General features: G+C 70.3%; 13 protein-coding genes and 6 pseudogenes. 11 read left to right on the forward strand and 8 right to left on the reverse strand.

Annotated features, from left to right (window positions below; translation table 11 throughout):
* Nucleotides 1-308: 308 nt before the first annotated feature.
* The 5 genes from ABD363_RS11300 to ABD363_RS11320 all read left to right on the forward strand — a co-directional run bounded on the left by ABD363_RS11300 (nt 309) and on the right by ABD363_RS11320 (nt 6,084).
* On the forward strand, nt 309-1,628 hold the full coding sequence (locus ABD363_RS11300) for an ABC transporter substrate-binding protein (RefSeq protein ID WP_344602272.1): 1,320 nt from the start codon (nt 309-311) through the stop codon (nt 1,626-1,628).
* Nucleotides 1,625-2,593, forward strand: a complete 969-nt coding sequence (locus ABD363_RS11305) for a carbohydrate ABC transporter permease (RefSeq protein ID WP_344602274.1) — start codon at nt 1,625-1,627, stop codon at nt 2,591-2,593. The genes ABD363_RS11300 and ABD363_RS11305 overlap by 4 nt, the downstream gene beginning before the upstream one ends.
* Nucleotides 2,590-3,495, forward strand: a complete 906-nt coding sequence (locus ABD363_RS11310) for a carbohydrate ABC transporter permease (RefSeq protein ID WP_344602276.1) — start codon at nt 2,590-2,592, stop codon at nt 3,493-3,495. Before ABD363_RS11305 ends, ABD363_RS11310 begins: the two co-directional genes overlap by 4 nt.
* Before the next feature lie 112 nt (nt 3,496-3,607).
* Nucleotides 3,608-5,212 (forward strand): glycosyl hydrolase 53 family protein, encoded by a 1,605-nt coding sequence (locus ABD363_RS11315; protein ID WP_344602278.1) that lies wholly within the window; start codon nt 3,608-3,610, stop codon nt 5,210-5,212.
* 146 nt (nt 5,213-5,358) lie between these two features.
* Nucleotides 5,359-6,084, forward strand: a complete 726-nt coding sequence (locus tag ABD363_RS11320; RefSeq protein ID WP_344602280.1) for a FadR/GntR family transcriptional regulator — start codon at nt 5,359-5,361, stop codon at nt 6,082-6,084.
* Between the two features lie 141 nt (nt 6,085-6,225).
* Here ABD363_RS11320 and ABD363_RS11325 read toward each other — a convergent pair.
* Nucleotides 6,226-6,647, reverse strand: a pseudogene (locus tag ABD363_RS11325) (transposase); the annotation flags it as partial.
* Nucleotides 6,648-7,079: 432 nt separating this feature from the next.
* Here ABD363_RS11325 and ABD363_RS11330 point away from each other — a divergent pair.
* Together ABD363_RS11330 and ABD363_RS11335 are read left to right on the forward strand one after the other, a co-directional pair.
* The gene (locus ABD363_RS11330; RefSeq protein ID WP_344602350.1) at nt 7,080-8,627 is read left to right on the forward strand and encodes an IS1182 family transposase; all 1,548 of its coding nucleotides are present in this window, start codon (nt 7,080-7,082) and stop codon (nt 8,625-8,627) included.
* A 105-nt stretch (nt 8,628-8,732) separates the two neighbouring features.
* Nucleotides 8,733-9,739, forward strand: a pseudogene (locus tag ABD363_RS11335) (IS5 family transposase).
* Nucleotides 9,740-9,821: 82 nt separating this feature from the next.
* On the opposite strand, the gene ABD363_RS11340 reads toward ABD363_RS11335, so the two are convergent.
* The 7 genes and pseudogenes from ABD363_RS11340 to ABD363_RS11370 form a co-directional block, all read right to left on the reverse strand.
* Nucleotides 9,822-10,442, reverse strand: a complete 621-nt coding sequence (locus ABD363_RS11340) for a histidine phosphatase family protein (protein WP_344602352.1) — start codon at nt 10,440-10,442, stop codon at nt 9,822-9,824.
* 340 nt (nt 10,443-10,782) lie between these two features.
* A complete protein-coding gene (locus tag ABD363_RS11345; RefSeq protein ID WP_344602282.1) occupies nt 10,783-11,358 on the reverse strand; it encodes a tellurite resistance TerB family protein in 576 nt (191 codons plus the stop codon).
* 862 nt (nt 11,359-12,220) lie between these two features.
* A pseudogene (locus ABD363_RS11350) lies at nt 12,221-12,574 on the reverse strand (IS6 family transposase); the annotation flags it as partial.
* A gap of 79 nt (nt 12,575-12,653) precedes the next feature.
* Complete coding sequence (locus ABD363_RS11355; RefSeq protein ID WP_344602284.1) at nt 12,654-12,998, reverse strand: Pepco domain-containing protein; 345 nt, start codon at nt 12,996-12,998, stop codon at nt 12,654-12,656.
* Nucleotides 12,973-14,241, reverse strand: a complete 1,269-nt coding sequence (locus tag ABD363_RS11360; protein WP_344602286.1) for a CHAT domain-containing protein — start codon at nt 14,239-14,241, stop codon at nt 12,973-12,975. Before ABD363_RS11360 ends, ABD363_RS11355 begins: the two co-directional genes overlap by 26 nt.
* The gene (locus ABD363_RS11365) at nt 14,238-16,817 is read right to left on the reverse strand and encodes a hypothetical protein (RefSeq protein ID WP_344602288.1); all 2,580 of its coding nucleotides are present in this window, start codon (nt 16,815-16,817) and stop codon (nt 14,238-14,240) included. The genes ABD363_RS11360 and ABD363_RS11365 overlap by 4 nt, the downstream gene beginning before the upstream one ends.
* Before the next feature lie 110 nt (nt 16,818-16,927).
* Nucleotides 16,928-17,419 (reverse strand): hypothetical protein, encoded by a 492-nt coding sequence (locus ABD363_RS11370; RefSeq protein WP_344602290.1) that lies wholly within the window; start codon nt 17,417-17,419, stop codon nt 16,928-16,930.
* Here ABD363_RS11370 and ABD363_RS32630 point away from each other — a divergent pair.
* The 4 genes and pseudogenes from ABD363_RS32630 to ABD363_RS11385 form a co-directional block, all read left to right on the forward strand.
* Nucleotides 17,381-17,499: pseudogene (locus tag ABD363_RS32630) on the forward strand (IS630 family transposase); the annotation flags it as partial. The gene ABD363_RS11370 and the pseudogene ABD363_RS32630 sit on opposite strands and share 39 nt — an antisense overlap.
* A 2-nt stretch (nt 17,500-17,501) precedes the next feature.
* Nucleotides 17,502-17,670: pseudogene (locus ABD363_RS11375) on the forward strand (amidohydrolase); the annotation flags it as partial.
* 535 nt (nt 17,671-18,205) lie between these two features.
* The gene (locus ABD363_RS11380) at nt 18,206-19,366 is read left to right on the forward strand and encodes a cytochrome P450 (RefSeq protein ID WP_344602292.1); all 1,161 of its coding nucleotides are present in this window, start codon (nt 18,206-18,208) and stop codon (nt 19,364-19,366) included.
* A 1,345-nt stretch (nt 19,367-20,711) separates the two neighbouring features.
* Nucleotides 20,712-21,074, forward strand: a pseudogene (locus ABD363_RS11385) (IS6 family transposase); the annotation flags it as partial.
* Nucleotides 21,075-21,081: the final 7 nt, after the last annotated feature.

Raw genomic sequence — 21,081 nt, forward strand, 5'->3', positions numbered from 1 at the left:
CCATCGTCGGGCGGCCACAAGCCCAGGTCAAGATGTATTCATAATTAATATCCCTCCAGTCGCGGGCCCGCCCCATGGCCCGCCGAGGGCCGCCCGTGTTCTAAGCGTTATTTATGAATACATCTTGACAGGGGTGTGGGTCGCCTTGACGATGAACCCACTTCACGAGCCGCCACGCAGGAGCCGCCTGTCATGTTGTCGTTTCATGCCCTCAAACCCCCCGCTGCCTTGCCGAACCGGCTCATGGGCGGGTTCCGCTTCCGGCCGATCGCACCGACGGCCAGAAGCGGAGGCGGTGAATGAACGGGATGAGCCGCCGTTCCTTGCTGCGGGCCGCGACAGGCGCCGGTCTGGGCGCCCTGGCCCTGCCCGGTCTGGCCGCCTGTGGCTCCTCCTCGGGCCGTACGGTGTCCTCGGGTCGGGTCGATGTCTCGCTGTGGACCCATGACCCCGGCTACATCAAGACCTTCCAGGCCGCGGCCGGCGACAAGGCGCTCATGCGGGGCTCCCGGTTCGACTACCGGGTGAAGGCCACCAACGCGGCCGGCAGTGACGTAGTGACCCGCACGATCGCGCAGGCGGTGGCCGGCGGGAACACGCCCGACCTCGCCGGCGTCATCGTCGACCAGTTCCCCCGCGTGATGGGCTCGGCGATCGCCGAGAACCTCTTCGTCGACCTGAGTGACACCGTCAGGCCCTTCGAGGGCGAGCTCCTCAAGCTCGCCCCCTACTCGGTCGACAAAATCCCTTACGGACTGGACTCCGACAACTCCATCACCGTTCTGTACTACCGCCAGGACCTCTTCGCCAAGTACGGCATCCCCGAGGACCTCGACACCTGGCAGGACCTCGCGCGCGTCGGCGCACGCGTCTACGACCAGCACAAGGTCAGCCTCGGCATGGTCTCCACCGGTGACAACGGGGCCATCGTCAACGGTTTCCTGCAGCTCCTCCTGCAGCGCGGCGGCGGCATCTTCGACGCATCCGGCGAGCTCGTACTCGACTCCGCCGAGGCGGTGGAGGTCCTCGAGTTCATGGCTCAGGGAGTCCGCTCCGGTTTCCTGATGTCCCTGCCCGACCCGTACGGCGCCGTCTGCGGTGCCGCCCTGAAGTCGGGTCGGCTGGCGGCTGCGGCCATGCCCAACTGGTACAACGTCTACGGTCTGCAGGCCAACGCCCCCGAAGACAAGGGCAAGTGGCGCATGCGGACGCTGCCGCGCTTCGCCGGCGGCGGTCACGTGGCCTCCATCCTCGGAGGCACCGCGTTCTGCGTTGTGAAGGGCAAACCCAACACCGAGGCCGCTCTCGAACTGCTGCGGAGGGTGTACCTGACCCGCGAGGGGCAGCTGCTGCGCTACCACAGTGGCGGCTTCCTGCCGACCCTCAAGTCCCTCTACGACGACCCCGAACTCACGTCGGTCGCCGACGACTACCTCGGCGGCCAGCGGGTCTTCGACGTCTACCGCGCGGCAGCCGCCGATCTGCCGCTCTACTACCAGGCACCCGGCATGCAGTTCCTCTCCGACCTGCTGGGCGGCCACATACTCCAGGCCCTGCAGGGCAAGACCTCCGCCGCCGCGGCGCTCAAGGCCGGCATCAGGGATTACCGACAGCAGGTGAAGCGATGACCCGTCCCGTTGCCACCCCCGCCCGGCCCGAATCGAGCACCGCCCGGCCCGCGAAGCAGCCCGCGAACTTGGCCGAGCGCTCCTGGTGGAGCCGCAACCAGCGGTCGCTGGCCCCCTACGTGTTCGTGTCGCCCTTCTACCTGCTCTACGGGCTGTTCCTGCTGGTCCCGATCCTGGTCGGTTTCTACCTCAGCTGCACCGAGTGGGCCGGTCTCGGAACTCCCCGCTGGGTCGGGCTGCGCAACTACCGCGACCTGCTGACCGACCAGAGCTTCTGGGCGGCCATGGGCAACACCGCCCTGTACGTGCTGTTCACGCTCTGCGTCGTCGTCCCCGCCGCACTACTGATCGCCCAGGCACTCAACGCCCGGGGACTGCGGGGCCGGGACATGTTCCGGATGACGTACTTCATGCCGGTGGTGATCTCACCCATCGTCATCAGCCTCGTCTTCGGGCTGATCTTCGACAAGGACTACGGCCTGGTCAACGCCACCCTGCAGGCCGTGTTCGGGTTCGGCGGAGTCGACTGGCTCGGCGACCCGGCCTGGGCACGGGTATCCGTGGTCATCCTGGTGCTGTGGCGCTGGACCGGCTACCTCACCATCTTCTTCCTGGCCGGTCTGCAGAACGTGCCGCGGGAGCTGTACGAGGCCGCCGCCATCGACGGCGCCGGGCCGGTGCGCCGCTTCTGGGACGTGACCCTGCCGGCGCTGCGGCCGGTGACCGCCTTCGTCGCCGTGACCGTCCTGGTCAACACCGCCCAGATCTTCGACGAGCCCTTCCTGCTGACCCAGGGCGGCCCCGGTGAATCGACTCTGTCCGTCGCCATGTTCGTCTTCCGCGCCGGCTTCCAGCGCCAGCAACTCGGCTACGCCGCAGCCGCCGGCGTCATCCTCTTCGTCGTCGTGTTCGTCCTGGGACAGCTCGCCATGCGGGCCCTGGGCGTAGGAAGGAGCACCCGATGACCTCGGTCACCGTGCCCGAGACCGCATCCCCCTCCTCCGCCCCGGCCACCCGCACCGTGCCGCCGCGCCGGGCCGAGCGCGGACGCCTGACAGGCCGAGTCCTGCTGTACGCGTTCCTGATCGCCCTGCTGGCCGTCTTCGCGCTGCCGCTCCTGTGGGCGCTGTCGGCGTCCTTCAAGTCCCGCAGCGAGATCTTCTCCTATCCGCCGCAACCACTTCCGATCCCGGGGAATCTGGACAACTACCGGGGATTGCTGGACGGCTACCCGTTCTGGACCTGGCTGCTGACCAGCACCGTCGTGGCGCTGATCTCCACCGTGGTGTCCGTGGGGCTGTGCTCCCTGGCCGGGTTCGCCTTCGCCAAGTACCGCTTCCGCGGCCAGAACATCCTGTTCAACGTGATGTTCAGCTCGATGGCCGTGCCGTTCGCGGTCATCGTCGTACCGCTGTTCATCATGATCGCCAAGGCTCAGCTGACCACCCCGTACTTCGCCCTGGTCGTGCCCTGGGTGGCCCCGGCGTTCGGCATCTTCATGATGCGCCAGTTCGTCGAGCAGTCCGTCCCCGACGCCCTGTTGGACGCCGCCCGGGTCGACGGCTGCACCGAGTTCGGACTGTTCCGCCGGATCGTGTTCCCCCTGCTGCGGCCCGCCCTCGGGGCCCTCGGCGTGTGGTCCTTCCTCACCAGCTACAACAGCCTGCTCTGGCCGCTGATCGTGGTCAGCGAGCCGGGCGACTACACGCTCCCGATGGGCCTGCAGGTGATCTTCAGTGCCACCGGCCGCCAGTACGACCTGGTCTTGGCCGGCGCGGTCCTCGCGGCGGTGCCGAGCCTGCTGGTCTTCTACGTCCTGCGCAAGCAGCTCCTCGAAGGGCTCACCGCAGGAGCAGTCAAGAGCTGACCTCCCTTCTCCGGCCGGGCGCACGCCGAGCCGACCATCAGCGAAGGTCCGTGCGCCCGGCTCGTACACCCCGGCTGGACGAGCCGGGTACCCACCAGAAGGAGTAATCCCTGTGCGAATCCGCAGAAGCGGCGCGATGGCGACCGGCCTCGGTCTGCTGCTCACAGCGACGACACTCGCCACCGCGCCCCTGAGCTCCGCCAAGACCACAACGACGAACCTCCTGGCCAACCCCGGCTTCGAGAGCGGGCTGACCGGCTGGACGAACATCGGCACCTCGAACTCCGCTTACACGCAGACCGCCGGGCCCCACAGCGGACAGACCAGTCTCGTCCACGGCAAGAAGGGCCAGTGGTCGGTGAACACGGTCCAGACCCTGACGGGGCTGACCAAGGGCACCTACACGCTCTCCGCCTGGATCAAGAACAACGGCGTGGCCGCCGCAGGTCTGCAGGCGTACTCCTGCGGCGACACTGCGCAGACCCTCGACCTGCCCAGGACCACGCAGTGGACGCGGGTGACGCTCAGCGTCTCGGTGCTCAGCCCCTCATGCACCGTCGGCATCTGGTCGAACTCCGCCGCGGGCACCCTCCAGGCGGACGACTTCTCCTTCACCCGCATCACGCCGGGAACCGGTGGCGCGATGGCCGTCGGCGGCGACATCACCTACCGGCGGATGAATGCCGCCGCCGGCGCCCAGTACGCGGACAGCGCCGGCAACAAGAAGGACGTGCTCGACGTCCTCGCCCCCGAAGGTTTCAACCTGGCCCGCATCCGCGTCTACAACAAGCCGGGCGCCTTCGTGACCACCAACGGACAGCGGTACCAGCTCCAGCCCGGCTGGCAGGACATCAACGACGCGGTGGCGAACGCGAAGGACGCCAAGGCACGGGGAATGAAGGTTCTCCTCTCCTTCCACTACAGCGACTTCTGGACCAACCCCGGGCTCCAGGCCAGGCCCGAGGACTGGGCCGGCTACTCCCAGAGCCAGCTCGAACAGGCCGTCTACGACTTCACGGCCGCCTCCGTCCGCAAGATGAAGGACGCGGGCGTCGCACCCGAGTACGTCTCCATCGGCAACGAGATCAACAACGCCCTCGCCGACGTGGACCGCTGGACCACCCCGGCCGACTACTACGCGCTGCTCAAGTCCGCCTCCAAGGCGGTGAAGGACACCTCCCCGACGAGCAAGACCGTCATCCACCTCACCACCCCTGACCGCACCGCCTACCAGGGCTGGATCGACGGCGCACGGGCGAACGGCCTGGACTACGACATCATGGGCGTCTCGCTCTATCCGTTCTGGACCGACATGACGATTGCCTCCCTGGCCAACTTCGCGAGCTGGGTGGGAACGGCGAGCGGGAAGCCGGTCATGGCGATGGAGACCGGCTATCCCTTCACGCTTGAGTCCAGCGGCGCGAGCGAGACGACGCTGATCGAGGGGAACAACCTCGACCCGGACGGCCCCGAGAACTACGGCGCCACCCCCGAAGGCCAGCTGAGGTGGACGCAGGAGTTCTTCCGCGCCATGTACGACACCGGCAAGGTGGTGGGAATCTCCTACTGGGACCCGATCGCGATCGACTTCGCCGACGGCGCCGACCCGAACGGCTGGGTCGTCGGCGGCGACAACGAGGTCGAGGACACCTCGCTCTTCGGCTACGGCCCGGTCCACAGGGCGCTTCCCGGCCTGAGCGCCTTCCGCACCTGGTGAGAAAGCAGAGCTGACGGATGCGCCGGCCTCGGAAGTAGCCCCTGTCCGAGGCCGGCGCATAATTCACGCCACAGTGTATTCATAATTAATATTCAACTGTAGAATTGGGAGACCTCTCAGTCCTCTGACATCAAGGAGCACCAGCGATGGCGTCCTACTCCGGCCGCGGCGTACACGGACAGGTCGTGCACCGACTGGGCGCGCGCATCGTGGGAGGCCGGATAGCCGAAGGCGAGACGCTGGACATCGGCGCCCTCGGAGCCGAGCTGGACGTGAGCCTGACCGTCATGCGAGAAGCCCTGAAGGTTCTCGCCGGCAAGGGGCTGATCGACGCGCGGCAGAAGCGCGGCACCTTCGTCAGGGAACGCGTCCACTGGAACCTCCTCGACGCGGATGTGATCCACTGGCGCATGGAGACGGGCGACGGCGGCCAGCTGCTGCGCGACCTCGCCGACGTGCGCTCCATCGTCGAGCCGGCCGCGGCGCACCGTGCTGCCCTGCACCGCACCGATGCCGACCTCGCCGCCCTCGAAGCCGCCCTTGATGCCATGGGGCAGGCGCATGCCGAGTCCAGTGACGCCGCCGAAGCCGACGCGGCCTTCCACCGAGCACTCCTCGCCGCCACCGGCAACGAGATGCTGCAAAGGATGGACATGCTCCTGGAACCGGGGCTCAGGGAGCGCGACCGCATGGTCCACGCCCACGGTGACGCGGACGACCCGGTCCCCAGCCATCAAGCGGTGCTCGACGCCGTCCGCGACCAGGACCCCGCCCGCGCGGAGCTCGCCATGCTCGACCTGCTGGCCAAGGCCACCGAGGACCTCGATCACCTCACCCATACCCGGGATGCCGCGCACCGGTCCCGGGCGTGAGAAGAGCGGTACACCGGGCACTGCCCGTTGCGGGTCGGGTCACGTGGCGGGTCAGGCATTCTCGGCGGTCACGCGAGGATGGCCGACGGTGAGCATGATGATGTCCTTTATTGTGCCGATTTCGGCCAGGCAGGGGGAGACGAGGGGTGTGCCGTGGCGATCGACGATCAAGGGGTACTTCCTGCCAGGGCGTGCGCGGTCGACCGCGAAGGTCTGACGTGAGCCCTCTTCAGCGCTCTGACGTGCGAGCCGTCGATCGCGGCATCGTCCATGTCGAGCTGGCCGGTTCTGCGCAGTTCGGCCAGGAGTACTTCGTGCAGGTGGGGTCAGACGCCGACTTCGGTCCAGTCCCGTAGGTGCTGCCAGGCTGTCACTCCGCTGCAGCCGATCCGGTCAGCTGGCACGCATCTCCAGCTCACGTTCTTGCGGAGCACGTAGATGATGCCCCGCCAAGCCACCCGGTCGTCCGCCGGCAGGCGCCCGGGATACCGATGGCACCGCGGCGACCAGGGGCAGTGGAGCAATGCGTTCCCCAGGTCATCAAGCGCAAGATCATCCGGCACTCACGCCACTCTGCCGCCAGCAGACCCGCCAGCCAAGCCCCTCACGCCGGACTCATTCTGAAACGATCAGTAAGACATAGTGGCACGCATGCTGGAATCCGACCGGATCGTCGCGGTCCGCGACCCGGCAGGTGCACACTCGCCGACCAGCCCGCAGGAGCAAGCGAAAACGAGCACCCTGCGGCGCCACTTCCGCGAACGCGGAACAACCCATGTCAACGGGGCGCGAGTCACCGTCTATGTCCGAGACCACGACCCGCTCCGAAGGCCGGTCCCGGGTTCGACAGCCCGGGAGCGAGCGGTGGGGTGATGAGGTGACCGCGGCTAGAAGACTGATGAAGATGTTGGGTTCTGGCCCCGCCGCGTCAGCGGTGGGGCCAGACTCGTGTGGTGGTTCAAGGGGAGTGGGCCGGGGAGACGGTCGGGCCGGACGTGTGGGAGTCCTGCCGGGAGTTGATCCCGGCAGGGAGTGTCTTCGCGTTCCTGGCGGAGCATCGTGGCGTGCTGTTCCCGGCGGAGATGTTCGCGGACATGTATCCGTCGGCGAACGGGCGGCCGAGTATGCCGCCGCAGGTTCTGGCCGCGGCGGTGGTGCTGCAGTCCCTGCATGGCCTGTCGGACTTCGAGACGGTTCAGGAATTGCGGTGTGACCTGCGGTGGAAGGCCGCCTGCGGGCTGGGCCTGCACGACACGGCGTTCGATCCGTCGCTGTTGTCGTACTTCCGGCGGCGACTGGCCCGCTCGGCCCGTCCGCATCGGATCTTCGACGCGGTGCGTGAGGTCGTGCGGGCCACCGGCGTGCTCAGGGGCAAGCACCGCAGGGCTCTGGATTCCGCCGTGCTGGACGATGCGGTGGCCACCCAGGACACCGTCACCCAGTTGGTGTCCGCGATCCGGGCGGTGATCCGCGAGGTTCCTCAGGCGGCCGGCGTCGCGACCGGGCAGTGCACCGCGCACGACTACTCGTCGCCGGGCAAGCCGCGGATCGTCTGGAACGACGAGGAGGCCCGGGCCGCCCTGGTCGATGCTCTCGTCGGTGACGCGCTGCGGCTGCTGGGACATCTGCCCGAGCAGAATCTCGGGGAGAAGGCGGCGAACGCGGTCGGGCTGCTGGCCCTGGTCGCGGGCCAGGACGTCGAGCCCGCGGACGACTCCGACGGTCGGGACGGCCGCTGGAGGATCAGCCGGGGCACCACCTCCGAGCGAGTCGTCTCCACCGTCGATCCCGACAGCCGGCACATCCACAAGACCCGGTCCCACTACCAGGACGGTTTCAAGGCCCATCTGGCCATGGAGCCCGAGACCGGGCTGGTCACCGCCGTCGAACTCACCCCCGGAGCAGGGCCGGCCCACCACGAGGCGGTCATCGGGCTCGGTCTGCTGGCCGACGAGGACCGTCCGCTCGACGTCCTGGGGGACACCGCCTATTCCACCGCGCAGGCCCGGGCCGCTCTCACAGAGGCCGGGCACCGGCTGTTCCTCAAGCCCGCTCCGCTGCGGCCGGTCGTCCCCGGCGGGTTCACCCTGGACGACTTCGCCATCGACACCGCGGGCAACACGGTGGTCTGCCCGCGGGGAGAAACCGCCGAACTGCGGCCGCCTTCCGGCATGCACCAGCAGCGAAAGGCCGTCTTCACAGCAGAACAGTGCGTCGGCTGCGAACTGAGGAAGCGGTGCACCAAGACCAGGGCCGACCGCATCGTCACGATCCGCCCTCACCACGACCTGATGGCCGAGGCCCGCCGCCAGGCCTCCACCGACCCCGGCTGGCAGGACACCTACCGCCGCTGGCGGCCACCCGTTGAACGGGCTGTCGCCTGGCTCGCCCACCGGGGCAACCGGCGCCTGCGTTACCGCGGCACCATCGCCAACAACACCTGGCTCCACCACCGGGCCGCCGCCCTCAACCTCCGCCGCCTGATCAACCTCGGTCTCACCCGCGCCAACCACACCTGGCACCTCAACATGGCCCCCGGATGACCAGAGAGGCCGCCCGGCCGCCGGCCGGACAGCCCCTTACCAAGATCTTCATCAGTCTTCTAGGGCCTGTGCGGAGTCGTGATCAACCTGGGATAGAACGTTTGTGTGGCAAGACGCGAACTGAGCGATGATGATTGGGTGTTGGTAGAGCCGTTGCTGCCGATAGGTGGGTACGGGCCGTATCCGCACCGGCTGCGGGATCAGTTCGAGGGTGCGGTCTGGCGGTTCCGTACCGGAAGCCAGTGGCGGGAGATGCCGGAAGAGTTCGGGTCCTGGTCGACGGTCTACGACCGGTTCCGTCAGTGGCGCGATGCCGGGGTGTTCCAGGCCCTGATGGAGGCGCTGATCGCCGAGGCCGCGCGGCGCGGGCAGGTGGACCTGTCGCTGGTCAGCATGGACTCCACGACCGCCCGTGCACATCACGACGCGGCGGGCGCACGGGTGAGTGAAGACGTCCTGGTCGCCCTGGAGGAGACCATCGAGCAGTCAAAGGGGGTCGCCGGAAGGGACAAAAGGATCAAGAAGGTACGGAAGATGCTGACGCGGCCGATCCTGCCCGTGCCGAGCGGCGCCGGGTTCGCCGTCGGCGCCGCGCGCGGCTGAGGGCCGCTGCCCTGGGGCGCTCGCGGGGCGGGCTGACCAGCAAGGTGCACCTGGCTGCCGAACGATGCTGCCGTCCGCTGTCCTTCGTGCTCACCTCCGGGCAGGCCGCCGACAGCCCGCAGTTCATCCCCGTCCTGCAGGGCATCAAGGTCCGCGGTCCGGTAGGCCGGCCGCGTACCCGGCCCGACGCGGTCGCCGGCGACAAGGCATACTCCTCGCGCCGCAACCGCACCCACCTGCGCACACGCCAGATCAAGGCGGTCATCCCGGAGAAGGCCGACCAGGCCGCCAACCGGAAGAAGAGGGGGCGCCGCGGTGGGCGGCCCGTCAGCCACGACGCCGAGCTCTACCGTGACCGCAACGTCATCGAGCGCCTGATCAACAAGCTGAAGGCGTGGCGCGGCATCGCCTCCCGCTACGACAAGGCCCCCGAGAGCTACCTCGCAGCACTCCACCTCCGCGGCGCGATCATCTGGCTCCGCAGCCTCCGCCCCGCCACACGAGACTGAACTCCCTGGGCTGGCCGATGAGTGGTTGGTTCGCCCCGTACAGCGCCGGCCACCAGCAAGCCGCCATCCGGGCAGGAAGCTGTCAGGGCGTGCGGAACTGGGGCGGGAAACCGGTCCAGCGCAGGTCGTCCGGGAGGTGACTCACGTCGTTGTAGACGAGGACGGTTGCGGGCCGGGCAGGCGCGTAACGGATCACCGTGAGCGCAGCGTTTGCGTGGTTGAGTCCCATCCAGCGCCAAGTCGGCGCTTCGAAAGCGGCGCGCACCAGCCAGGCGATGAGAAACGCGTGGGTGACGACAAGGTCGTGGCGGGGGGCATTCCCGCCGTCGGCCGGCCCGGTGAACTCCACGACCGCCTGGCGGACCAGCTCCGCTCCGCGCGCACGGTCCACGGCAGACAGCGAAGCAAGACGAGGCAGCATGGCGTCGGCAACATCTGCGGGAACCTCGTCACGCTCCGGCACGTACGGGACGTAGTCCCCGGCCGCCTCGCACTCACGCAGCGGCACATCGCCCAGACGCTCCCCGACCAGCCGGGCCGTCTGCACCGCGCGAGGCAACGGACCGTGGTGAACGGCCGTCAGCGGCACGCCGCGCAGACGCTTGCCCAATAGCTCAGCCTGACGGCGCCCTGCCGCAGTGAGACTGCCTTCGTCGGGCGTGGCCTCGCCATGGCGGGCCAGGTAAAGGTATCGATCTTGCATATCGGGGTCGACGCCCCCCGGTGGCCGCTGGTTCTCCCGCCCCGCCCAGGGAGCCCAGAGTCGGCCGCCGGCGATGCTCATGATCACGACCCCGCACAGGCCCTAGTGCCGACCCGGCCGGCACCACCGCCGTCACGCTGTCTCGACCCGGAAGCCGGGCCTTGACTTGCTGCTCGCGGTATCAGCGCAGCGAGCGGTTCTCGCTCCTGATCGGCGAGCTCGTGACGACGTACCACCACACCATGATCCATCACGCGGTGATCCTGGAAGACGAACCCTGGATTCCGGGCGGGGACTCGCGCCGGCTCGGCCGTCCGGACTGGCGCAGGACCGCCCGGGATCAGAGCTGGAATTCGGCCGGGGACAGCCCCAGTGCCGCGCAGGCCTCGCGCAGGACCTCCGCCTCGGCCTGGGAGAAGTGGCCGTCCGCGCCGGCGACGACCATGCCGGTCTGGACGACGGCCCGGGCCTCGGTGGGCTTCTTGGCGGCCTTGGCGATTTCCTGCAGCGCCTCCGCCTTGCCGTGCTGGAAGTTTCTCGTCAGCTGGTCCACGTGCTTGCCGAAGCGCTGGCGCAGCTGCTCCGGCGGGAAGTTCTGCAGCACGTCGTTGCTCAGGATCATCGATTCGACCTGCTGGCGCTCGGCCGGGTCCACGTGCCCGTCGGCCGCCGCGACCAGGGCGCACATGGCCATGCTCGCGTCCCGGTACGCCCCGCTCTTCAGTTCGTTCTTCAGCGAACCGAGCTGCGTCTTGAACAGGCCGATCAGTTGGGCCTTGCCGCCTCCGCCGGACCTCGCCCCACCGCCGAGCCCGCCGGCCGCGCCGGCCGCGCCGTGCCCGCCGGTCGCGCCGTGCCCCGCCTGACCCTGCTGCAGAGCCTTGGCCTGGTCCTTGAGCCGGTCCCACACTGCCATCGCCGTCACCTCGGTATTCGTCAGCCTCGAAGGGCGCACCCGCTCACGCGCGCACACCCTCTCAACGCCCCGCCCCCGGGCAAAGGTTCCGCAGGCCGCCCGGGGCCGCGGGTGAGCGACGGCGCGCAGACACCCGCCGTCGTGCGGCTGGGTCAGGCTGTCGTCCTCACCGCCGCCGAAGAAAGCTGCCGGGGCCCCCGGGGAACGGCCGGCGTTCCTCGCGCAGACGGGGCCCCCGCCGCTTCGGTCATCGGCCGGCCGGGGCCCGGCCGTCCGGCACCCCTTTCGCGCGTCCTCGCGGTCCCCACCGTCGACCGCCGGGGCGGCGCCGTGCCCGGCATCCGCCGGTTCCCCGGTCGGCGGGCTGCCGTGCCGGGCGGCCGCCGTCCCCCGGACCTCCGACGCCGGCCGGACGAGCCGGGCGACGGCTCGGAAGTGCTGGACCCGTGCCACGTCGGCTGCGGGAACCGGGCAGCAGGCCCGCCCCGCACGCGCAGCACGCGATGCCGCCGGTGCGAGTCCGCGGCGGCACCGACCGGGGCACGAACGCGATCGCCTGCCCGAATCCGACCGGGGCCAGGATCATCAGGGAGTCCCGCCCTGCGGGCCCCTCCCGCCCGGGGCGGTCTTCGAGGCCGCCCCCGGCCCAGGAGGCACGCTCCTGCCCACCGGCCACGGGCCCCGTCGCCACCGGCTCCCCGGCCAGGCTCACCTTGGCGCGGTCCGCGAGCGGGCGGCCCTCGGCCACGACGGCGACGCGGGGTTCCGTCAGCCACGTGTCACTCGCGGCTTCCAGGTGCCGAGCGGGCGCGGAGCAGTGCCAGGTCGCCCGCCCCGGAGCGGGCCGCGGCGGGCTTGGCCACCGGGCCGCGGTCTTGTCCCGGCGGCTCCGCACCAGGATGTCGAGCACGTTGCCGTCGGCGTCCACGGCCCGCCGCAGGTGCTTCGGCTCTCCGCCGACCTTGGTGAACACCTCGTCCGAGTGTCATTTGTCCCCAGGGCGGGGCCGGCGGCGGCACAGTCCGTCGGCGTAGACCTGTCCGGACTCCGGACACCATCGGCGGATGGTCTCATGGGAGACGATGACGCCGCGCTGGAGCATCAGCTCCTCCGTCTCGCGGGAGCCGAGCGGGAAGCGGAAGCACAACCGTACGCAGGGGGAGATGACCTCGAGCGGGTACCGGTGCCCTCTGTACGACGGCAGCGCGTTCCCCACGGACGGCTTCCCTCCGGCACGACCGGTCCGGAGACCATCCCGCCCCGCCGGCCGGCGTGACAGTGCCGGGACGGACGGTTCAGCTTCGGGTGAAGGTGAAGGTGATCCCCGCCTGCCCCGCCAGTTCGCCACCGGACCCGAGCAGGGACACCGTTCCCTTTGCGCTCACCTCCGCGCTGAACGTCACCTCGTTCAGCTGGAACTCGCCCGCGCGCTGGGGCAGCGAGGCGATCACGTCCTGCATCGTCGTGACGAAGTCGCCGAGGCGGGAGCGGAGTTCCTCGGCGGGAATCTCGGTGCGGGCGGCCCGCCATTCCTCGAGGCGTCGCAGGGTCAGCCGGTCGGTGCGGCCCGAGTCGGTGTCCTCCAAGCCGAGGACGCTGATGGTCTTCGTGGTGTCAGGGGTGGGCTGGGGCTGAGGCACGGGGTCTCTCCTGGGGTGTCGGGCGGACGTGCAGGCCGGGATCGGCGTAGGCGGCATACGTGAGGCCGAGCGGGTTGCGCAGCGTGTACAGGAGGTGCAGGCGGGACTCGAGGAGTGCTCTGCCCAGCGGGATCCTGCGGACGAGGAAGCGTTCGTACAGCGCCGTGGAGAACGCCGCGGCGATGTCGTCGGGGATCTCGGTCTCGGTGCCGATGAAGCCGCGGTTGCCGTTCATGAGGAAGAGGTACGGGAACGACGGAGCTCCCGGGACGCGCATCCGGCCCGACCCGCAGGCGTTCATCACCACCAGCGGAAGGTCGAAGTCGCGCAGGTCCTGGCTGGCGCCGAGGGCGACGAGGTCCGCTCCGAGGGCGCCCAGCGTGGTGCGCGAGTGGTGTCCCGCTCCGCTGAGTTCGATCTCGGAGGCGAGTGTGTCGTCCGAGCGGGTGTAGCAGTGGCAGGCGAAGTGCTGTACTTGATCGGGCAGTTCACGGCGGGTGCCGTCGAGGAGGAGCCGGGGGTCGAAGATCTGCTCTGCCAGGCTCGGTGCGCGTTCCGCGCCGTTGGGGTACGGGCCTTCGAGGTCGACGTGCGCGCTTCCGGCACTGCTGAACCAGGCCAGTTCCTCGATGGCTCCTTCGAGGTGCTCGTAGTACAGGTAGCGGGCGGGGACCCGGCCGTGGGGGCCGGTATGCAGGGTGAGGCCGCCGTGAACCGGGGCGGGCAACATGGCCCGGCGCACCACGCACGAGAAGCCGACGAGGGTCCGGCAGGCGGTGATGAAGTCGTCCGGGGTTTCGACGGGTGCGCCTGGGAACATCCGGAACAGCGGCAGGAACTCCAGGGGCAGGAAGCCGTCCCGGTCGCCGACGCACTCGACGAGCGGGGGCGGCAGTTCGGGGATCATGCCGTACGGCAGGGCGTTGTTCCAGAACGCCTGGAGTTCCCTGAGGACGGCCTGCTGTCCGCCGAAGAGGATGAACAGCAGGGTGCGGCCGAGGCCGTGCAGGCTCTGGAAGACCCGGTTGAGGTCCTTGTCCTCGACGTCGAACGCGGTGAGTTCGTCCTTGAGGCGGGTCAGCCCCCGGTCCAGTTCCTGGCGGACCCTGGGCAGGGCGTCGCTGCCGAGCAGGGTGGCGTGCACGGGTGCGACGCCGGGGCGCCTGGCGGTGAACTCCAGCCGGGTCGCCTCGTCGGTGGTCAGGACGCGTACGGAGACGTCCGGCGGCCGTGCCTCGCTCATACGTCGCCTGTCGCTCCTGCCGGGGCCCGGGCCTCCACCTTGAGGGCGACGACCTGGACGAGGTGGCCCGCCTGGTAGAGCTGGAACCACACCTCGTGGCCGCCCTCCTCCTCGGGCAGCTGAAACTCGAAAGCCGTCTGCTGCTCGTTCTCGACGAGGAGGTTCCTGCGCTGTGGCAGGGGGGTGAGCGTCGAACTGTCGGCCATGGCGTCGAAGGACACCGTACGGGTGTCCCTGCCGCCCTCGACGCGTACCGGCTCGAAGACGAAGAAGTCCCGGCCCGGAGTGCTTGTGACGACCGACGGGAGGTCACGGGCGCGCGGGTCGCGCACGACGGAGACGAACAACTTCACCCGCTGCCCCGCCGGTGCCGTGACCGCGCAGCCGTCAGCCCGTACGTCCTGCTGCCCGCGGTCCAGCTCGATTGCGAGGTAGCCGACGAAGTTCGACAGGGCGGGGCCGGCCATGGACTCCTTCATCGAGGAGTGGATCGCGGCTCGGACGTCCCGTTCGAACTGCCGGTGGAGCTCCGTCAGATGGTCTTTCAGATGACTCTTCAGGTCTTCGGCGACGGGGCCGGCCGCCCGGTTGGCGACCTCCCGCGCGAGGGCGGTCAGGTCGAGGTCCGAGCCGGCGGCACCGGCCGGCCTCCGCGGGTCGTGTGAGGCGTACCTCTCCCGGATCGCCTGGCGTACCTCGGCGCGTACGCCGCTCCGTACCCGTAGCGCCACGAGGTCGGCGAGTTCGTCGAGCCGGGCGCCGTCGGGAAGCTCTTGCTCCCGCGGCCGGTGCCACTCGGATCGGTCCGAGGGCTCGGCACCGCTCAGTGCGCGGGCCAACCGGATCATGTACGGGCCCGAGGGGTCCGGCGGCAGGGTGATGTGCATGCGCTTCGCCAGGTCGTACCGGTAGACCTCGAGCGCGTCCGCCTTGGCCTGGGTCACCTCGGCCAGCAGCCTGCGCGCCTGCACCAGCGCTATCGCCGCCACGAGCAGCGGCCCCCAGACGAGCGGGACGGGCCGCCAGTCCGTGTAGCGGAAACCGCCGAAGCCGGTGAGCGCGATGAGCAGCCAGGCGCCCGCCGTGCACAGGGCGGCGGCGACGGTGATCCGCCAGACGAGGACGCCCCGCTCCCCGCGCCGCACCTGTCGCAGGACCTCGTCGGAGGCGACCAGGGCGATCCGGGGCCAGACCTCGTCGAGGGCGAGGCCGGTGGTGAGGGCCGTACGCCGGTGGATCTGGATCACGGCGGCGGACCGGAGGGGCTGTGCGAGACGCCGCCACCAGGTGGGGACGCTGTCCGGAGTCGAATCCAGTTCGCGCAGGCGGCGTTCCCAGTTCCGCTCCCGCTCTCGCTCCCATTCCCGCTCGCGCTCCCGGAGCCGCTCCCGCTCGCGCTCCCAGGCCTGCTCCCGCTCCCAGTCCCACTCGCCCTCCGGGGACGACCACCCGGGCCCGTACCCGGCATACCCGCGTGACAGCCGGCCGGAGCGGTCCGGACGGCCCGCGGACCCGGCCTCCTCCAGCGCCAGCTCCCGTACGCGCCGGGCCATGTCGGCCGTCCAGCCCCTCGGCTGTCCGGTTCCCGTCCACAGCAGCACGCCGTTCTGCACCAGCAGCAGAACGGCGCCGGCCGCGGCCAGCCAGCCGACCCGCAGTAGCCGTTCGCCGGAGTCCGCCGCGCTCCACGGCTCCCCATGGGACATCGCCCACGCGACACTGGCCAGCGGGACCAGGATCCCGGCGAGTTGCGCCCCGGGCGGAGCGGTCCGGCCGCGACGGCCGGTGGCCCTTCGGCGGAGGGCGGAGGTGAGGCAGAGCGCACCGACGACGAGCAGCGGAACGCCCACCGCGATACCGCCCGCCCACCACGCGGCCATGGTCTCGCCCCTCAGCGCGAAGTCCGCCACCACACCGCCCGCGCCCAGAGCCCCGGCGGCCCCGAACACCTTCAGGTACCTGTCGTGGGCCGACCAGTCCTGCGAGTCGGACAGCCAGAAACCCGCGGCCAGTGCCACCATCGCGCCACCGAGGGCCCAGGCCGCCCACAGGGGCCCCTCGACCGCGAAGCGGGCGGTGAGCCAGGCGCCGCACGCCTCGGACAGGACGAAGGGAGCGATCGTGAGGATGCCGTCGGACGGGGTGTGGCCACTGGCCGATCCATAGCGGTCGCTGACGTCGGCGGTGCGCCAGGACGCCGCGCCGAGCAGCGCGAGGAACAGCCCTCCGGCCGCCCAGGCCGTCGCGTCCTCCTGTCCACGGGTCAGCCTGGCGACGATCAAGGTCAGTTCGCCCACGAAGGCCGTCGCCACGATCCCGGTCGTGTACAGGTGCAGCGTCCGCGTTTCCCCTTGGCGAGTGGACCGGCGGCTGCGCCGGACGCGGGCGACGGCCGCCTCGGCGCACCACACGGCGGCCGCCGCGATCACCGACCAGCCGCCGAACAGCCACAGACCGTGCGCCGCAGCGCCGTGCACGGGAATGAGAACGGCAGCCGCGCCAGCAAGGGCGACCAGGAACGTCGCGGCCGTCGCGAAGAGGACGAAACCTCGCGTCGTGCCCGTGCTGCCCGCCATCACGTCCCCGTCGGTCGGTTCGAGTCCGGAAACTCAACAACCAGTATGGCCAGTTGTGAGGCGGCCCGCGACGCCCCGGACAAAGGCGTTCATGGAAGTGGTACCGGGGATTACGCAGTTCTTCGGCCGGGCACGGGGGAGGCATCGCCGCCGGGCGGGGGCCTGGTTCGGGCCGGAGCGGCCTGCTTGGTCGGCGCGGCGAGCGGGGAGCACCGGCCTTTCCCCATCGTGCGCAGCTGCTCCCAGTCGACTTCGGGGCGGGCGGCGGGGATCGCGTCGACGGACGCGGTGGCGTAGAGGGCGACGTCGACGGCCCCGGCCCGGTTGGCGCCGAAACGGACCTCGATCGACTGCGGGGAGCGGATCCAGCCGAGCCGCACCATCCAGTCGATCCCGATCCTGCGCACCCTGAGCCGTGCGGCCGCCTGCTCGGGGCCGAGGGGGGTGTCGGCGGCGATCAGGGCCGCCAGGTCCTCGCGCCGGCAGACCTGGTCGACCTGGCCGGGACGGTGCAGCGTCCCGGCCGGGACCGCGCTCAGGTCGACCAGCAGGCCCCGGTCCACCAGTTGGGGGCGGAGTTGGCCAAGGGACCGGTTGCACATGGCTGGGGGGACCAGCGATGGACGCTGGAGCCGGCCAGGACGGTGATCGGCCGGCGTTCCACCTGAGCTACACGATCCAGGAGCCGCCCGCGCGGCCGACGTCCGTACGACCGTCGTCGACGGCCGCGTCCTGATGCGGGACCCCGTCCCGCTCACCCCGGACGTGCAGGCCGTCCTCAGGGAACTGACGGACCGGTTGCCCGGGCTGACCGCGCGCCCACGGACGGCGCGTCCAGGAGTACGACACCTGACCCGGTCGCCCACCGGGACCCGACTGTTGTCCGGGCTCACCGGGACTGATCGAAGCGGGCGACGACGCGGTCCCGGAGTGAGCCGCGCCGACCGCTGCCCGAACCGCTGGGCGTCGGCTCCGGCCGGTGCGGGGGTGTCGGAACGGGCAAGGCGGACCGGCGAGGGCGGGACCGACTGCTGCCACCGGACGCCGACGAACACACCGCAGACAGAGACCCCTCACGCCGGTTGCGATCGAGTACCTCGGCCAAGCAGGACGGCTGCGGGGCGCGCCCGACTGCCCGCCGGCGTCCGCCGAGTCGGCGAGCGCCGGCCATGCCTCCGCATCTCGCTTGACGTCATCTCGCTTGACGTCCTTCATGAAGGCCCGCAGCCAGGCTTCGCCTCCGGCTGGTCACTTCGGCCGGTCCCTCACTCGAGTGACAGCGTTGCCAGGTCGGTTTTCCGCCGGCGGGGGTGGGGATTTCTCGGGCGGGGGAGGGCGACGCCGGAAACGCTGTGGCCCCGGGAAGAACTCGCTGAGGAGGCGGCTCGATGAGGGTCGGGGAAAGGCGCCGATTCCTGCGCGACCCACTGGAATCCATTGACACTGCCCGCCGCCACTGCACGACGGACGTCTTCAGGCTTCCCTGGGGCGGTTACTGCGTCAGGGACGCGGACCTCGCGCAGACGCTGTTGCGAAGCCCGGAGTACAACACCGGCAAGTCGGGATTCTTCGGCGAACTGCTGCCCACGCGACAGGCACAGCTAGAAGTCGGCCACGCGGTACGGAATTTCATGCGGGCAGGCCTGCCGCGGTACCGGGCCGAGTTGACCCGTGCGGTGACCGAACTCCCCGCGGTCAGCCGATGGCCCGCCGCCGGCAACAAGCTCGTGCACCGCTGCCTGGATGACCTGCTCCTGCACCCTGACAGCTCCGCCACCACACGCGAGCGGGCCCGGCGCGCGGTGCGTGGAGGGGTGGTGTTCCACGCACCGCACACATGGCAGCGTGCGCGGGCCGAGATCCTGCGCGCCAGGCTGCTCACCGCTCTGACCGACGAGGTGCGACACCGTCGGCAGCAACCCGTCGGTGAGCCGCGTGATGTGCTGGATGCCCTGCTCGGCGTCTGCCCCAGCACCGACATGGCCGACCGGACCGTGGCCGAGCTGCACTTGATGATGTACCGGGCCATCGTGGTCCCCGTCAGCGCCTCACTCGCGTGGTCGGTCCTCCTGGCCTGCCTGCACCACAAGGCCGACTCGCCGTGGCCCTGGCCCGCCGACCAGATCGTGCGCGAGGCGCTGCGGCACCGCCCCGTCCCCTGGCTGCTCGGGCGGACCGTCTGCCGCACCGTCGAGTTCGGCGGGGTCGTCTTCCGGCCCGGGGATCTGCTCTCCGTCAGCCCGTACCTGATGCACCACGAGACGGACCGGTGGGCCGACCCTGACGTGTTCCGGCCCGAGCGCTGGGACGAGCCAGGCCGACACGGCTCCTACATGCCGTTCGGCGCGGGCCCTTACATCTGCGCCGGCGCGGTGGTCGCCCAGACGCTGCTGTCCGAGTCGCTGACCGCCCTTGTGCAAGACGCCCGCCTGACCGTTGTCGACGGTGACCCGCGTGCGGTGATGGCCGAAGGCAACGTCCCACGGCCCTTCACCCTCCACCGCACACCACGCCACGGCGGACCCGGACACGACACCGGAAGGAGGTGAGCAGCCATGGCCGCAGCGATGCGACGCATCTTCCACAGCAAGCCTTCCCGCGTCTGGTACTGGTACTGAGGAGCCGTTGTCCCTATCCGATCACGAGGACGGTACTGATCGGCCAGGGTGCCTGGCCGGGCGTCGGTCGGGTCGGTGCGTGAAGGCAGGGCCTCCGGCGCAGCGCGGAGTTCGCGATGCCAACTCGACTGCACGGAGACCCTGTCTCGGCCCGGTCTCGGCAGCCGGTTCCCCCTCCAACTCGCATCTGCCGACTGCGATCGCGGGGACACGCGGTCGGGACGGGGCGGCCGGTTCCATACCGTGCCCGGCGGACGCGCACGGAGTGCGGCAGACCAACGCCTTGCGTCACCGGCGCTCGATTCCCCGTGGCCGTCCGCGAGACCTGTCCGGTTGTCATCGGTGCCTGAGCGCCGTGCCTGCTCCGCCTGCCAGCGCCGTGCCTGATGCAACGCACCCCGTAGGCACTGTTCGGCCGAGGCCCGCTCAGCGGACGCCCGGCAGGCCTGCTCGGCGGCTCTGGAACGTGCCGCGGCTTCGGTATCCGCCTGCAGCTGGGCGCGGACGGCCGCCGGTTGCACGGATGCGCCGGCCGTCCACCACACTGTGTCGCCCAGGCCGCTATGCGGGTGCACACGCCCCTGGCGGCCGACGGCTCCGGCAGGTATTCGGCCGGCAACCGGTCGTAGGCGACGCCGTTCCGCGCGGTCACGGCCTGTTCGTCGCGTTTCCCGTCGCACGGTGCACGCCGCCGACGGCCGCACACCAGGTGAAGCCGCGCCGCCAGCGGCTGCCCAAGCCTGGGCGACGCCGGACCGGGCTCCGGCGGGCCCCGCGCTGCGCCGGCCGGCCCGCCCTCGGGGCGCCGTCCGGGCGGATGACCGTGCGCCTCGGTCGACCAGAGCACGAGGTTGCGACAAGAGGTGCGCCCGGCTGTTGCGTCGGAGGTTGTGCCAGGGGGTGCTCCTGCTGTTGCGCGACCCGACAAGCCGCCCTCGCGTTCGCGCAGGTCACCACGCTGTTTCGCCGTGGTCGGACCGCTGGCATCCCCGTTGCCGCCGCTTGGCCCATGTCCCCTGGCTCGAGTGAAGGAGCAAGGGACGGGCGGAATGGGCGGTACGGCCGCGGCCGGGGACCAGGGTGCGTTCAGACCGTTGCGCGTCGGCCGGAGCCGCTGCGCCGCACCCGCCGTCGGCCCGGCGGCCGGGCCGGGACACCAAACCGTAGGCACTCCGGTGCTGTCCTCCGGGCGCTGAGCCCCGCCAAGGGCGTTGTCACGTTGGCTGACCGGCCTGGGATGATCTTGGAGTTGATCGTGCCGGGGAGGGTTTCGCTCGTGTCGTCCGCGCCGCCGTCGTACGAGGGTCACCGGTACCCGGTGGAGATCATCTCCCACTGCGTACGGCTGTACCACCGCTTCCCCCTCAGCTTCCGCTAGGGCGGGGAACTGATGCTCGAGCGCGGCGTCATCGTCTCCCATGAGACGATGACGCCGCTGGTGCGCGAAGTTCGGGCAGGGCTACGCGAACGACCTGCGCCGACGGCGGCCCCGGCCCGGCGGACATGGCACCCGGACGAGGTCTTCATCAAGATAGGCGGAGAGCAGAAGTACCTGTGGCGGGCCGTCGACGCCGGCGGCGACGTGCTCGACATCCTCATACAGAACCGGCGGGACAAGGCTGCTGCCCGCTGCTTCTTCCTTAACA

This window comes from Streptomyces glaucus (genome assembly GCF_039533365.1).
Classification (GTDB): domain Bacteria; phylum Actinomycetota; class Actinomycetes; order Streptomycetales; family Streptomycetaceae; genus Streptomyces; species Streptomyces glaucus.